The sequence below is a fragment of the Luteimonas sp. J29 genome (assembly GCF_000472505.1).
Lineage (GTDB): Bacteria > Pseudomonadota > Gammaproteobacteria > Xanthomonadales > Xanthomonadaceae > Luteimonas.
The window spans coordinates 198,566-212,516 of record NZ_AWZR01000004.1 but is presented as its reverse complement, the minus strand read 5'-3'; the positions used below and the strand labels follow the sequence as shown (position 1 = coordinate 212,516).

General features: G+C 74.3%; 14 protein-coding genes. 6 read left to right on the top strand and 8 right to left on the bottom strand.

Translation table 11 applies throughout. The features are described 5' to 3' along the window. The first annotated feature begins 25 nt into the window (after positions 1–25). Positions 26–781, top strand: coding sequence for an AraC family transcriptional regulator (locus LUTJ29_RS0108000; protein WP_144774188.1), 756 nt, complete (start codon positions 26–28; stop codon positions 779–781). 387 nt (positions 782–1,168) lie between these two features. Here the strand turns inward: LUTJ29_RS0108000 and LUTJ29_RS0107995 are convergent, their stop codons facing one another. The 5 genes from LUTJ29_RS0107995 to LUTJ29_RS16730 all read right to left on the bottom strand — a co-directional run bounded on the left by LUTJ29_RS0107995 (position 1,169) and on the right by LUTJ29_RS16730 (position 4,284). Next, entirely contained in the window at positions 1,169–2,206 is a 1,038-nt protein-coding gene (locus LUTJ29_RS0107995; RefSeq protein ID WP_027072062.1) for an NAD(P)H-dependent glycerol-3-phosphate dehydrogenase, read from the bottom strand. A gap of 3 nt (positions 2,207–2,209) precedes the next feature. After that, entirely contained in the window at positions 2,210–2,749 is a 540-nt protein-coding gene (gene secB, locus LUTJ29_RS0107990; RefSeq protein ID WP_027072061.1) for a protein-export chaperone SecB, read from the bottom strand. A gap of 55 nt (positions 2,750–2,804) precedes the next feature. After that, a complete protein-coding gene (locus LUTJ29_RS0107985; protein ID WP_027072060.1) occupies positions 2,805–3,242 on the bottom strand; it encodes a rhodanese-like domain-containing protein in 438 nt (145 codons plus the stop codon). 87 nt (positions 3,243–3,329) lie between these two features. Next, positions 3,330–3,782: a hypothetical protein gene (locus LUTJ29_RS0107980; protein WP_232221174.1), complete on the bottom strand. Its 453-nt coding sequence runs from the start codon at positions 3,780–3,782 to the stop codon at positions 3,330–3,332. A 1-nt stretch (position 3,783) separates the two neighbouring features. Continuing rightward, a complete protein-coding gene (locus LUTJ29_RS16730; protein ID WP_051322838.1) occupies positions 3,784–4,284 on the bottom strand; it encodes a YiiD C-terminal domain-containing protein in 501 nt (166 codons plus the stop codon). Positions 4,285–4,347: 63 nt separating this feature from the next. Here LUTJ29_RS16730 and LUTJ29_RS16725 point away from each other — a divergent pair, with 63 nt between their 5' ends. The 4 genes from LUTJ29_RS16725 (at position 4,348) to LUTJ29_RS0107955 (ending at position 8,785) form a co-directional block, all read left to right on the top strand. Then, positions 4,348–5,154: a uroporphyrinogen-III synthase gene (locus tag LUTJ29_RS16725; protein ID WP_051322837.1), complete on the top strand. Its 807-nt coding sequence runs from the start codon at positions 4,348–4,350 to the stop codon at positions 5,152–5,154. Then, positions 5,154–6,131, top strand: coding sequence for a uroporphyrinogen-III C-methyltransferase (locus LUTJ29_RS0107965; RefSeq protein ID WP_051322836.1), 978 nt, complete (start codon positions 5,154–5,156; stop codon positions 6,129–6,131). The genes LUTJ29_RS16725 and LUTJ29_RS0107965 overlap by 1 nt, the downstream gene beginning before the upstream one ends. An 87-nt stretch (positions 6,132–6,218) precedes the next feature. Continuing rightward, positions 6,219–7,472, top strand: a complete 1,254-nt coding sequence (locus LUTJ29_RS0107960) for a heme biosynthesis HemY N-terminal domain-containing protein (RefSeq protein WP_027072058.1) — start codon at positions 6,219–6,221, stop codon at positions 7,470–7,472. 59 nt (positions 7,473–7,531) lie between these two features. Then, positions 7,532–8,785 (top strand): DUF4010 domain-containing protein, encoded by a 1,254-nt coding sequence (locus tag LUTJ29_RS0107955; RefSeq protein WP_027072057.1) that lies wholly within the window; start codon positions 7,532–7,534, stop codon positions 8,783–8,785. 9 nt (positions 8,786–8,794) lie between these two features. Here LUTJ29_RS0107955 and LUTJ29_RS0107950 read toward each other — a convergent pair whose 3' ends face one another. The 3 genes from LUTJ29_RS0107950 to LUTJ29_RS0107940 form a co-directional block, all read right to left on the bottom strand. Further along, positions 8,795–10,672: an ATP-binding cassette domain-containing protein gene (locus tag LUTJ29_RS0107950; RefSeq protein ID WP_027072056.1), complete on the bottom strand. Its 1,878-nt coding sequence runs from the start codon at positions 10,670–10,672 to the stop codon at positions 8,795–8,797. A 170-nt stretch (positions 10,673–10,842) separates the two neighbouring features. Beyond that, entirely contained in the window at positions 10,843–11,646 is an 804-nt protein-coding gene (locus LUTJ29_RS0107945; protein WP_027072055.1) for an alpha/beta hydrolase, read from the bottom strand. Positions 11,647–11,668: 22 nt separating this feature from the next. Further along, complete coding sequence (locus LUTJ29_RS0107940) at positions 11,669–12,946, bottom strand: acetyl-CoA C-acetyltransferase (protein WP_027072054.1); 1,278 nt, start codon at positions 12,944–12,946, stop codon at positions 11,669–11,671. A gap of 81 nt (positions 12,947–13,027) precedes the next feature. On the opposite strand from LUTJ29_RS0107940, the gene LUTJ29_RS0107935 reads away from it, so the two are divergent. Then, a complete protein-coding gene (locus LUTJ29_RS0107935) occupies positions 13,028–13,930 on the top strand; it encodes a hypothetical protein (RefSeq protein ID WP_051322835.1) in 903 nt (300 codons plus the stop codon). The last annotated feature ends 21 nt before the right edge of the window (positions 13,931–13,951 follow it).

The following is a 13,951-nucleotide window of genomic DNA, read 5'->3' as shown; positions in this document are numbered from 1 at the left end:
CCGGCGGAAGTCCGATGCGGGCATAATGCACGCGGCGTCGCCGGCACCGGCGACGCGCCGAGGGAGGAACGCCGCCATCGACTTCGAACTGCCGCCGGCGCTGCTGCAGGGACTGTTCGACCCGCTGCCGGACGTGGTGTTCTTCGTCAAGGACGCGCAGTGCCGCTACGTGCACGTGAACCAGACCCTGGTCCAGCGCCTGGGCCAGCGCGGCCGCGAGGACATCATCGGCCGCAGCGTGGTGGAGCTGTATCCCCCCACCCTGTCGGCCACCTACATCGCCCAGGACCGCCGGGTGCTCGCCGGGGAGACGATCGAGCACGTGCTGGAGCTGCAGCTGTATCCCAACCGCCGCCCCGGCTGGTGCCTGACGTTCAAGCAGCCGCTGCGCAGCCGCGGCCGGATCGTGGGCCTGATCGGGATTTCGCGCGACCTCGGCCAGCCCGACAGCCAGCACTCCTCGTTCGCGCGCCTGCAGGCGACCCTGGCGCACATGCAGGCGCACTTCGACGCCCCGCTGCGGATACAGGCGCTGGCGGAGATCGCCGGAGTGTCGGTGTCCCAGCTCGAACGCCAGTTCCGCCGCGTGTTCCAGATCACCCCGCAGCAGATGCTGACCAAGCTGCGGATCGAGGCCGCGATGCGCATGCTCCACGGCAACGACAGCATCGCGGCGATCGGCCAGGCCTGCGGGTTTTCCGACCAGAGCGCGTTCGCCCGCCAGTTCAAGGCCACGGTGGGCATGCCGCCGCGCGACTACCGGGCGCTGGCGCAGGCCTGAGACCGGGCAGTGTTCCCCGTGCGGAACGGAGAGTTCTTGTACTGACCAGTACAATATTCATGCAATGCGGTCCCGGATGCGGGACAATACGCCCTGTCGCCCGGGTGACCCGTTCTCCCCGACGGTGTGCTCCCTCCCCTGCACCCGGGCGATTCTTTTTCCCGCTTCCCCGATCCGCTCCGGACGCATCGCGCCGCGGGACAGGCGGAAGCTACCGACAGGGACCGGCCCCGGCCCGTAAAGCCACGGCGCGGCCCGTTCCCGGTCATCCGACGACGACGTCGCTCCTCTCTCTCCGCGACGTCGCCAGGTAGCCCGGCTGGAAACGGCCGGGCTTTTTTGTGCCCGCGGGCGGGCGGGCCTGCCGGGCGCGAGGCGCCGCGGCGGTCAGTGCGCCGGCGGCTGGAACAGCGCGTCGGGATACTCGGGCTTGCGCTCGCGGGCCATCAGCCGGGCCAGGCCTTCGGCCGGGGTGATGTCGCCGTGGAGCACGTCGCGCACGCTCTCGGAGATCGGCAGCTCCAGGCCGTAGCGGTCGGCCAGGCGCATGACCTCGTCGGCGGTCTGCACCGACTCGACCACCTGGCCGATCTCGCGCACCGCTTCCTGCACGGTCCGGCCGCGGCCCAGCGCCAGGCCCAGGCGACGGTTGCGCGACAGGTCGCCGGTGCAGGTGAGCACCAGGTCGCCGAGGCCGGCCAGGCCCATCAGGGTCTCGGGACGGCCGCCGATGGCGGCATTGAGCCGCAGCATCTCGTTCAGGCCGCGGGTGATCAGGCCGGTGCGGGCGTTGAGGCCCAGCTCCATGCCGTCGGCCACGCCGGTGGCCACGGCGAGCACGTTCTTCATCGCGCCACCGAGTTCGGCGCCGCGCATGTCGCTGCCGGTATAGGCGCGGAACTCGGGGCCGTGCAGCACGTCGGCGACCTGCTGCACGAACGCCGCGTCGTCGCCCTGCACGGTCAGCGCGGTCGGCAGCCCCTGGGCCACCTCCTTCGCGAACGAGGGGCCGGTGACCACGGCCAGCGGCACGTCGGGCCCGAGCAGGTCGCCCGCCACCTCGTGCAGGAAGCGGCCCGATCCGGGCTCGAAGCCCTTGGCCGCCCAGGCCACGCCGGCCTGCGGCGCGCGCAGCGGCGCGACCGCGCGCAGGGTCTCGGTGAAGGCGTGCGAGGGCACGACCACCAGCACCAGTCCGGCGCCGCGGACCGCGGACGCCAGGTCGGTGGTGGCGCGCAGGCCCTCCGGCAGCGGGATGCCCGGCAGGTAGCGCGGATTCTCGTGGCGCTGGTCGATCGCCGCGACGACGGCCGCGTCACGGCCCCACAGCGTGGTGGGGACACCGTGGCGGGCGACCAGCGCCGCCAGCGCGGTGCCCCAGGACCCGGCGCCGAGGACCGCGACCGGGACGGTCGGGGTCGCCATGGGTCAGGCGTTGCCCGCAGTCTCGCTGTTGGCCAGGTCGCCGCCGCCGGCCGCCGCCTGGGCCTGGGCCTGGCGCTGGCGCAGGCCTTCGGCGTACAGCGCGTCGAAGTTGATCGGCTGCAGCAGGAACGGGGCGAAGCCGCCGGCCTGGATCAGGTCGCTGATCAGCTGGCGCGCGTAGGGATAGAGCACGTTCGGGCACTGGGTGCCCAGCAGGGCATCGGCCACCTGCGGCTCGAAGCCGGCCAGGCCGAACACGCCGGCCTGCTGGACCTCGACCATGTACACGGAGTTGCCCTCGCCTTCGCCCGCGGTGCAGGTCAGGGTGACGCCGAGCACCACCTCGAACACGTTCTCGCCCAGGCGGGTCACGCGCTGGTTGAGGTTCATGTTGATCTGCGGCGGGTTCTGCTCGTTGAAGACGTGGGGCGCCTTGGGCGACTCGAACGAGACGTCCTTGACGTAGATCTTCTCCACGCTGAACTGCGGGCCGGTGGGCTGCTGCGCCGGCGCGGCGCCGCCGTTGGGGGCTTGTTCGGTCATCCTGGGACTGCTCCGGATCGGAAGATGGGTAAGGGGCGATTATCGCATTTCGCGCTCAGTCGCGGCCGCGGGCCAGCGGCAGCTCGGCCTGCAGCCAGCTGCCGATGCCGCCCTCGAGCACGTACACGCGCTCGAAACCGGCCTTCTTCAGCCGCTTGGCGGCATCGCCGGCGGTGAACCCCGTCTTGCACACCAGCACCACTGGCAGGGCCCTGGCCGCGGCCAGCTTCTTGTTCTCCGGGTCGAACTGGCTCATCTGCACGTTCTTCGAGCCCGGGATGTGGCCCTTGTCGAAGTCGGCGATCGGGCGCAGGTCCACCACCAGCGCGTTCTCGCGGTTGACCAGCACGCTCACTTCGGCCGGGCGCACGGCCTTGAACGGGCGCAGCAGCCCGAAGATCTCGTTCAGGATGATGCCGCCGGTCAGGCCGACGAAGATCAGCGACAGCATCTGGTGGCGGCCGGCGAAGGCCAGCAGTTCCTGGAATTCCACGGCGGATCGGGGTCCTCGAAGGGGACGGGATTGTCGCACAGCGCCCGCCCCGGGGCGGACCCCGGCGGCGGCGGGCCGCGCGGGCGGCTATTCGCCTTCCCAGAAGTCCGGCAGCCCGGACACGTTCCACCAGGTCCGCCGCTCGGGGTCGTAGCGCCAGTACTCGGTGTGGCGCAGGCTGCGTTCGGCCATGGTGTGGCGGTTGACCACGCCGATCTCGATCTCGCGCACCGCCTCGCTGTCGCTGCGGCGCGAGGCGCGGTCGCGGTAGTACGAGACCTGGACCTGGCGGTAACGCTCGAAGGCCAGGTCGGTCATCGGCCGGGTCTCGCGGACCTGCGGGTCGACCAGCTCCCAGGCGGCTTCCCAGTCGCCCCAGCGCACCGCCGCCGACCAGCCGTACTGGGCCCGGTCGAGCGCCGACATGTCCTTGCTCGAGGTGGCGCAGGCCGCCAGCAGGCAGGCGAGCGCGACCGCGCAGGACGTTCCGGTTTTCAGCCAGTGCCGCATCGTGCGCTTCCCCCGGGTGGTCGCGGCCATGCTAGGCATCCGCCGCCGGCTTGTCATGCGTCGCCCCGGCCACCGGCCCGAGGATGGCCGCATAGCGCAGGCGCGACTCGGCGGCGACCCCGCCACCGGGCAGCAGCACCCGCGCGCCGAGGATGGCGCGGGAGCGGCCGCGCCTGCGCAGGGTGTCGAGGAACCCGTCCCAGTCGCCCTCCTCCAGCCAGGCCTCCGCCACCAGGTCGTCGCGCAGCGGCGCCAGGTAGCGCACCTGCGCATCGGCCACGTAGACCTCGGCCGACAGCCCCGCGAGCTCCACCCGGAGCGAGGCCAGGCCCCAGGCCGCGAGCGTCATCAGCGACGCCAGGCTGCCGCCGAAGGCGGTGCCCTTGTCGTTGATGTTGGCCGACAGCGGCGCCTCCAGGCGCAGGCGGTCGCCATCGCACCGGGCGACGCGCGGCTGCATCGCGCGCACCGGCGGCATGGCCAGCAGCTGCGCCTGCAGCGCGTGGATGGCGTGCGGGGGGATCTCGGTCATCGCAGCGGGAGCGTGGGGAAGGGGCGGCTTGCGGGGCGCCGGGGCAGGCACCAAGCTGGCGCCATGTCCGCCACGTCCACCCGCAAGCTGCGCGCATGCTACGTGATCTCGCTGCGCCCGGTCGGCCAGCACGATGCGATGCGTCGCGCGGCCGCGTCGCACGGCGCGCGCGTGCTGGCGCTCTCGCCGTGGCGGATCGACGCGCGGCGCGATGCCACCACCCGCGCCGCGTTGCGCGAGGCACTCGCGGCGGACGTGGTGCTGTTCACCAGTCCGGCGGCGGTGCGCGCCGCGGCGGCGCTGCGCCGGCTGCGACCGCGGCGCGGACAGCCGTGGCTGGCGGTGGGCGAAGGCACCGCGCGCGCGCTGCGGCGCGCGGGCGTCGCCGGCGTCGTGGCGCCGGCGCGCATGGACAGCGAGGGCGTGCTGGCCCTGCCCGCCCTCGCCGACGTGCGCGGCCGCAGCGTGGCGCTGGTGACCGCGCCGGGCGGACGCGGCCTGATCGCGCCGACCCTGGCCGCGCGCGGGGCGCGCGTGCTGCGCGCCGACGTGTACGAGCGGGTGCCGGTGGCGCCATCGCCGCAGGCACTGGCGCGCCTGCGTGCCTTGCGCGCGCCCGCGTTCGTCGCCCTGGGCAGCGGCGAGGCCCTGCAGCGGCTGCTTCACGCGCTGCCGCCCGACCTGCATCCGCGGCTGCGGCGCGCGCGGGTCGTCGCGGCCAGCGCACGCCTTGCCGGACTGGCGCGCCGGTCCGGTTTCGACGACGTGGTGGTGGCCGACGACGCACGCCCGCGTTCGCTGCTGGCGGCGGCCGCGCGCAGCGGCATTCCACGTTATGCGCCATCGGACCGCCCCCTTCCCCCGCGCTGATGGAATCCACCCCGACCCCGCGCGCCGCGCCCGGCCCACGCCGCGCGGCATGGCTCCTCGCACTGCTGGTGCCGGCCGTCGCGCTGGTCGCCATGGGCGCGCTCGCCTGGCGCCAGTTCGAGGCCGCGCGCCAGGCCCAGGCCCGCTCGGCCGCCGCCGACCGCCAACGGCTGGAGGCGCTGGAGGAACGGATCGACGCCCTGCGCCGGGACGTGCGCGCGCACGCCGCCCGGATCCAGCAGGGCGAAGCCACCCACCGCCTGCTGCGCGAGGAGGTGATCGGACTGGGCCAGCGCGCCGCCCTGCTCGAGGAAAGCGTGCGGCGGCTGGCCAATCCCGAACTGGACGCGGCGCGCGCGCTGCGCCTGGACGAGGTCGAACTGCTGCTCGCCCAGGGCCAGCAGCGGTTGCTGCTGTCCGGCGACCTCGAGGGCGCGCGCCGCGCGTATGCGCTGGCCGCGCGCCTGCTCGACGGCATCCCCGACCCGGGCTGGGTGGACGTGCGCCAGGCCCTGGCCCAGGAGCGCGCCGCGCTCGACGCGCTCGGGGACGATCCGCGCGCGGCGGCGGCCGGGCGCCTGGACGCCGTGGCCGCGGCGCTGCCGTCGCTGCCGCGCGAACCCGCCGCCGCGCCGGCCGCGGCCTCGTGGTGGGAACGCGCGATGGGGCGCCTGGTCGAGGTGCGTCCCAGCACCGGGGCGCTGGCGGCGGATCCGGCCGACCGCGCCGCCGGCCTGGCCGCCCTGCAGCTGGAACTGACCCTGGCCCAGGGTGCGATCGCGCGCGGCGACCGCGAGGACCTGGGCGCGGCGCTCGGCCGGATCGACGCCTGGCTGGTGCGGCTGTGGCCGGCCTCGCCGGCACGCGAGCGCCAGCGCGGGACGCTGCGCGCGCTGCGCGACCAGCCGCTGGCGCCGGAACTGCCCACGCTCGGCTCCACGCTCGAGCAGCTGCGTCGCCAGCGCGGCCCGGGCTGAGCGCGCGTTCAGGCAGTGCACGCCACGTCAACGCGGCCCGCGCGAGGCTGACCCGACATCGCCGAGGCCAACCCGAGGAGCCCCGCCATGACCCTGTTCCGGACCCTGCTGCTGTGGCTGCTGCTGGCGCTGGCCGGCGCGCTGCTGGCGCAGCTGCTGCTGGCCCAGGACCCCGGCTACGTGCTGGTGCGCTGGCGCGGCTACGACTACACGACCACGGTGCTGGTCGCGGCGGGCCTGCTGTTCGCGACCGCGTTCGCGCTGTGGCTGCTGTGGACCCTGCTGTCGCTGCCGTTCCGCGCCTGGGGCCGGCACCGCGACGGGCGCGCCCGGGCCCGGATCTCGGACGGCTTCGAGGCGCTCTCCCTGGGCCACTGGGCGCGCGCGGAAAAGCTGCTGCTGCAGGCGGCGGACGACCCGCGGGTGGAGGCTGCCGCGCGCGCGGGGGCGGTCGAGGCGGCGCTGGGCCGCGGCGATCTTGCGGCCGCGCGCAGCCACGTCGAGGGCCTGGGCGAGCGCCATCCGGCCCTGCGCGCGGTGCTGGCGGCCGAACTGGCGCTGCGCGCACAGCGCCCCACCGACGCCCTGGTCGCGCTCGATGCGCCTGCCGCGCAGCCGCTGCCGCCGCGCGGACTGGCGCTGCGGGCCGACGCGCTCGGCGGTGCCGGCCAGGCCGACCAGGCCTGGGGCCTGCTCGGTCCGCTGCGCCAGCAGCAGGCCTGGCCGGACACCGTGCTGGCCGAGCGCGAACTGGCCTGGGCCGAGGCCTCGCTGCGCGAGGCGCCCGACGGCAATGCCCTGGCCGAACGCTGGGACGCGCTGCCGCGCACGTTGCGCAACGAACCCGCGGTCGTCGCCACCTACGCCCGCCGCGCCGCCGGGCTCGGTTGGGACGACGCCGCCACCGGCAGCATCGAACAGGCCCTGGACACGCGCTGGGACGAAGGTCTGGCGAGCCTCTACGGCCAGTTGCCGGTGGGCCGGATCGAGCAGCGGCGAAGCCGCGCCGCCGCGTGGCTCAAGGCGCATCCGGCCAGCCCCTCGCTGCTGCTGACCCTGGCCCGCCTCACCCACGCCAGCGGCGACTGGCCCGGGGCCGAGGACTGCCTGCACCGCGCCCTCGCCCAGGGCGGCGGGGCCGAGGCCTGGGAGGCGCTGGGCGACGGGTATGCCGCCGCCGGCGACGAGGCCCGTGCGCGCCAGTGCTACGCGAACGCGCTGGCCGCCGGCCGCGGCGATCCGGTGGCGCCGCTGCCGGCGCGGGCACTGCACCAGCAGATCGCCGACGAGGCGGTGTTCGAGGAGCGCGACCAGCACGGGGTGCCGCGGCTGCGCGACTGAAGACGGCGCACCGCGGCCCGCGCGCGGGCCGCGGCCGGCGCGCATGGCATAGTGGCGCGATGCCCGGCGCGTCCGACCTGCCCGTCCTGTCCCTGACCACGGCGCTGGGCGCCGGCCTGCTGATCGGCCTGCTTTACGAACGCCGCAAGCAGGACGACCCGGCGATCGCCGCCGGGCTGCGTTCGCACACCCTGCTCGCCCTCGCCGGCGCGATCGCGATGTGGCTGGGCCTGCCCGCGTTCATCGCGGTGCTGCTGCTGGCCGGCGTGCTCGCCGCGCTGAGCTACCTGCATACCAGCCATCGCGACGCAGGCGTGACCTCCGAGGTCGCGATGCTGTGCACCACCCTGCTCGGCGGGCTCGCGATGCGCCTGCCGGTGGCGGCGGCGGCGCTGGCGGTGCTGGTGGCGATCCTGGTCTACGCCAAGCCGATGCTGCACCACATCAGCCGCGAGCACATCAGCGACCGCGAGATCACCGACGGCCTGGTGCTGCTCGCCTTCGCCCTGATCGTGATGCCGCTGCTGCCCGACGAGCCGATCGGCCCCTATGGCGCGATCAACCTGGCCACGGTGTGGAAGCTGGTGGTGCTGGTGATGGCGATCGGCGCCCTGGGCCACATTGCGCTGCGCCTGATCGGCAGCCGCTGGGGCCTGCTGCTGTCGGGCTTCTTCGCCGGCTACGTGTCCTCCACCGCGGCCACCGCCGGCTTCGGCCAGCGCGTGCGCGCGCAGCCGGCGCTGCGCTCGTCCGCGGTCGGCGCGACCCTGCTCGCCAACTTCGCCTCGCTGAGCCTGCTGGTGCCGGTCATGCTGGCGGTGGCGCCGGCGCTGCTGCGCGCGGTGGCGCCGGAACTCGTGGCCGCGGGCACGGTGCTGCTGGCCGGCGCGGCGCTGGGATTCCATCGCGGCGAACAGGCCGACGCGCCGCCGCCGACCGCCGACACGCGCATGTTCCGCATCGGCCAGGCGCTGGGCCTGGCGGCGCTGATCGCGGGCGTGCTGTTCCTGGCCCAGGTCGCGGCCCAGTGGCTGGGGCCGAAGGCGGCGCTGGGCGCGGCCCTGCTCACCGCGCTGGCCGAGCTGCAGGCCGCGGCCGCGACGGTCGCCACCCTGTTCGGCAACGGCACCATCGACGCCGGACAGGCGCGCTGGGCCGTGATCGGACTGTTCGCGGCCAGCGCGCTGGCCAAGTCGGTGGTCGCCTTCGCCAGCGGCGGGGCAGCGTTCGGGATCCGGATCGCGGTCGGACTCGGCGCGATGACCGCGGCCGCGCTGGCGGTGGCGCTGCGCGGCGCGGCGTTCGGCGCCTGAGCGGCGGCGTCAGCGCGACTCGAGCTCCTCCCAGCGCTTGTAGGCCGCGTCGAGTTCCTCCTGCAGCCGCGCGAGCTCGAGGTTCGCGGCGGTAATGGCGGCGCCGTCCTGCTGGTAGAAGCCGGGATCGTGCATCGCGTCCGTGCGCCGCGCGATCTCCGCTTCGAGCTGCTCGATGCGTGCCGGCAGCTGCTCGAGCTCGCGCGCCTCGCGATAGCCGAGCTTGCGCTTGCCCGGCGGCGCGGCAGGAGCGGTGGGCGGCGCCGGTTTCACCGGCGCCGGAGCCGGCGGCGCCTGCGCCCGTGCCGGTGGTGGCCCGCGCTGCCGCAGCCAGTCGCTGTAGCCGCCCACGTACTCGCCCAGCCGGCCTTCGCCCTCCAGCACAAGCGTGCTGGTGACCACGTTGTCGAGGAAGTCGCGGTCGTGGCTGACCAGCAGCAGGGTGCCGGGGTAATCGAGCAGCAGTTCCTCGAGCAGTTCCAGGGTCTCGATGTCGAGATCGTTGGTCGGCTCGTCCATCACCAGCAGGTTGGACGGCTGGGCGAAGAGCCGGGCCAGCAACAGGCGGTTGCGCTCGCCGCCCGAAAGCCGGGTGATCGGCGCACGCGCGCGTTCGGGTGTGAACAGGAAGTCCTGCAGGTAGCCGATGGCGTGCTTGCGCGCGCCGTTGATCTCCACGTACTCGCGGCCTTCGGCCACGTTCTCGAGCGCGCTGAGCGACTCGTCGAGCTGGCTGCGGTGCTGGTCGAAGTAGGCCACCTGCAGGCCGGTGCCGTGCACGACCTCGCCGCGCTCGGGCTGCAGCTCGCCGAGCAGGATCCGCAGCAGCGTGGACTTGCCCGAGCCGTTGGGGCCGATGATGCCGATGCGGTCGCCGCGCAGGATCGTGGTGGACGCATCCTCGAGCAGGCGGCGGTCGCCGTAGCCGTGGCTGACGCCGCGCATCTCGATCACCTTGCGCCCGGACGCACCGCCCTGGGCGACCTCCATCCGCACGTTGCCGCTGGCCTCGCGCCGGCGCGCGCGCTCGGCGCGCATCGCCTTGAGCGCGCGCACCCGGCCCTCGTTGCGGGTGCGCCGGGCCTTGATGCCCTGGCGGATCCAGGCTTCCTCCTGCGCCAGCAGCCTGTCGAAGCGCGCCTGCTCCTGGGCCTCGGCGTGCAGGCGCTCCTCGCGCCGGCGCAGGTAGTTGTCGTAGTCGCCCGGCCAGCTGGTGACGCGGCCACGGTCGATCTCGACGATGCGGGTGGCCAGCGCGCGCAGGAAGCCGCGGTCGTGGGTGATGAACAGCAGGCTGCCGGCGAACGACTTGAGGAAGCCTTCCAGCCACGCGATCGACGCGATGTCGAGATGGTTGGTGGGCTCGTCCAGCAGCAGGATGTCGGGTTTGCGCACCAGCGCGCGGGCCAGCAGCACGCGCCGCTTCATGCCGCCCGACAGCGCCTCGAAGCACGCCTGCGCGGGCAGTTCGAGCTGCTCGATCACCTGGGCCACGCGGCGGTCGAGGTCCCAGCCGTGCAGGGCTTCGATCCGCGCCTGCGCCTCGCCCATCGCGGCCATGTCGCCCGCCTCGAGCGCGTGGTGGAAGCGGGCAAGCAGCGCGCCGAGTTCGCCCAGCCCGGCCGCGACCACGTCGAACACGGGGCCGGTCGCATCCTGCGGCACTTCCTGCGCCATGCGCGCGACCACCACCCCGGACTGCAGCCGCACCTCGCCGTCGTCGGGCTTCAGCTCGCCCGCGACCAGGCGCAGCAGGGTGGACTTGCCGGCGCCGTTGCGGCCGACGATGCATACGCGTTCGCCGGCCTCGATCGACAGGTCGACCCGTTCGAGCAGCAGCGGACCGCCGACGCCGAAGTCGACGCGCTGGAGTTGGAGGAGGGACATGGCGCGATTCTACCGATCGCACCCGCCGGGCAACGGCCACGCCAGTCGAGCACGGGCAGTCCGGCGCCGAAGAACCCGACGCCCTGGAACGGATGCGCCGGCCACCCCGTGCGATGCGGACACGCGCGCGCCGGATCGTCGGGAGACCGCGCGCGACCGAGCGCGGCGGATCAGCCGCGCAGGGCCTCTTCCGCGGCCTGCGAGACGAACGCGGCGATCTCGGCCAGCACCCGGTCGGGATGTTCGCGGTGCGGCATGTGGCCGCAGTCGTCGAGCAGCACCATCCGCGCCGGCCCGGCGACGCCCGCGACGATCCGGCGCGGGAATGCCTCCGAGCCGTACTCGTCGCGGTCGCCGTGCAGCGCCAGCACCGGGCAGCGCACGCGCGGCAGCACCGGATCCAGCGACCAGTCGACGAAGTCGGGATCGAGCCAGGTCCCGGTCCAGGCATCGAGCACCCAGGCGGCACGTTCGCCGTGCCAGAAGGCGAGCTTGCCGAGGCCGCCCGGCAGGGCGAACTCCTGCTGCGTGCGGCGTACGCCCTCGACGGTCCGATGCTCGACGAAGGCCTGCGCCGACATCGATACCACCCATGCGCAGCGCTCCGGGTCGAACGCCGCCGCGGTCAGGGCCATGCCGCCGCCGACGCTGTGGCCGAGCAGGGCGTAGCGCTCCAGTCCGAGCGCGTCGGCGAGGGCGGGCAGCTGCCGGCGCGCCTCCTCGTCGATGAAGTCCAGCCGGTGGCGCGCGGTGCGCGGGGTCGAGCGCCCGAAGCCGAGCCGGTCGTAGGCGATCACCTCGCGCTGCAGGACGCCCGCCAGGCGCGCGGGAAACCCGCGCCACTGGGCGACGCTGCCGAGCGAATCGTGCAGCAGCAGCAACGGCGGCGCGCCGGCGGCGCGGGCGCGGGGCCGCCAGTGGCGTACGAAGAGCCGGCCGCCTTCGACCGCGACGGACCGTTCGACCGATTCCACGCGCCGGCCCCGCTGGCGCGGCTCAGCGCTCCAGGATCGCGACCACGCCCATGCCGCCGGCGGTGCAGATCGACACCAGGGCCCGGCCACCGCCGCGTTCCTTGAGCTGCTTGGCCGCGGTGGCGACGATGCGCGCGCCGGTGGCGGCGAAGGGATGGCCGGTGGCCAGCGAGGAACCGACCGGATTGAGCCTGGCCGGGTCGATCCGGCCCAGCGGCGCCGACAGGCCGAGGCGGTTGCGGCAGTACTCCTCGCTCTCCCACGCGCGCAGCGTGCACAGCACCTGGGCGGCGAAGGCCTCGTGGATCTCGTAGATGTCGAAGTCCTGCAGGGTGAGCCCGTTGCGCGCCAGCATCTCGGCCACGGCCACCGTCGGCGCCATCAGCAGGCCTTCGCCGTGGACGAAGTCGACCGCGGCCACGTGCACGTCGCGGATCCGGCACAGCACTTCGTGGCCGTGCGCGTCGGCCCATTCCTCGCTGGCCAGCAGGCACGCGGCGGCGCCGTCGGTGAGCGGGGTGGAGTTGCCGGCGGTGAGCGTGCCGCGGCCGGAGACGCGGTCGAAGACAGGCTTGAGCGTGGCCAGCTTCTCGATCGTGGTGTCCGGGCGCAGGATGTTGTCGCGCGAGACGCCGCGGAAGCTCACCACCAGGTCCTCGAAGAAGCCGCGCTCGTAGGCGGCGGCGAGCTTGTGGTGCGAGGCCACGGCGAGCTCGTCCTGCGAGTCGCGGGAGATGTTCCACTCCTTCGCCATGTCCTCGCAGTGCTCGCCCATCGACTTGCCGGTGCGCGGCTCGGCCACGCCGGGGAAGTCGGGCTTGAGTTCGCGCAGGCGGAAGCCCTTGAACGCGGCCAGCCTGTCCTTCGCCGTCTTCGCCGCGTTGGCCGCGAGCAGGCGTCGGCGCAGCGACTTGCCGTACACGATCGGCACGTCGGAAGTGGTGTCCGAACCGCCGCCGATGCCCGACTCGATCTGGCCGGTCGCGATCTTGGTCGCGATCAGGTTGATGGTGTCGAGCGAGGTGCCGCAGGCACGCTGCATGGTGATGCCCGGCGTCAGCGCCGAGAGCCCGGACGAGAGCGCGGCCTCGCGGCCGAGGTTCCAGTCCGAGGCGTGCTTGATCACCGCGCCCATCGCCACTTCGCCGAGCTGCTGGCCGTGCAGGCCGAACTTCTCGACCAGCGCGCCGAGGGTGCGCACCGACATGCCGAGGTTGCCGACGTCCGCGTAGGCGGTGTTCTGGCGGCAGAACGGAATGCGGACGCCGCCCAGCACGGCGACGGGACGACCTTGCAGCATCGTGGGGCCTCTCGAGGGTACGGGCCCGCCACCGGCGGCGGGCATAATGGCCGAGTCTAACGTACCGTGGCGAATGGCCCCATGAACGAATCGCACATTGCCGCCATCGACGCACCGGCGCTGCCCGCCGGGACGGTGGCCGGGGTGCTGGCGATCGAGCTGGCCCACGCCAGCGAGCCGGCACGGGCGGCGCTGGGCCAGGAGGACGCGGCGCGGCTGGCGGCGTGCCTCGGCCGCGACCTGGCTGCGCTCGAACCGCGGGTGCGCGACATGGACCTGTGCCTGGCCGCGGCGCATTTCGATCCCGCCGAAGCGCTGCGCCCGGGCTGGCCGCTGCACCGGCGCCTGGCCGAACTTCTGGCGCGCGCGCCGGGCCGTGGCGGACCGCCGCGGCTGGTGGCCTTCGGCGCCGACGCCGGTGGCGACGTCCCGCTGCCGCTGCAGGCCGATCCGGGCATGCGTGGCGGCAGCCTGCGCGTGCTGCCGTTCCTGCTCCAGGGCGAGCCGGCGACGGCGCAGGCGGTGTCGGGCGTGTTCGAGGCGCGCCTGCTCGACGAGGGCATGGCCGCGGCCGACACCGCGCTGCTGCTGCAGGAGGCGTTCGGCGCCCGGATCGAGCACGCGCGCAGCCTCACCCTGCACGACCTGCTGGCGATGGTGGCGCTGCAGTACGACCACCTGGGCCTGGCGCCGCTGTGGCCCCTGCTCGAGACCGCGCTGCTCTCGCCCGCGCGCGAGGCGGTGCTCGACGCGCCGCCCGAGCCGCTGCTGCGCTATGCCGACGGCACCGTGCGCATGGCGATGTTCGCGCCGACCGCCTGGCGCGCGCGGTATCGCCCGGAGGACGGCGACCAGGCGCGCCTGCGGCAGATGTTCGCCCGCTTCGAGACCCGGCAGCGGCAGCTGGCCGCGGTGCTGGGCGCGCACGGCATCGAGGTGGTGTACGTGGAGGCGGCGGCGGACGTGGACGGGCGGGGGGTGTAGCCGGGTCCGGTGTGGCGGTGG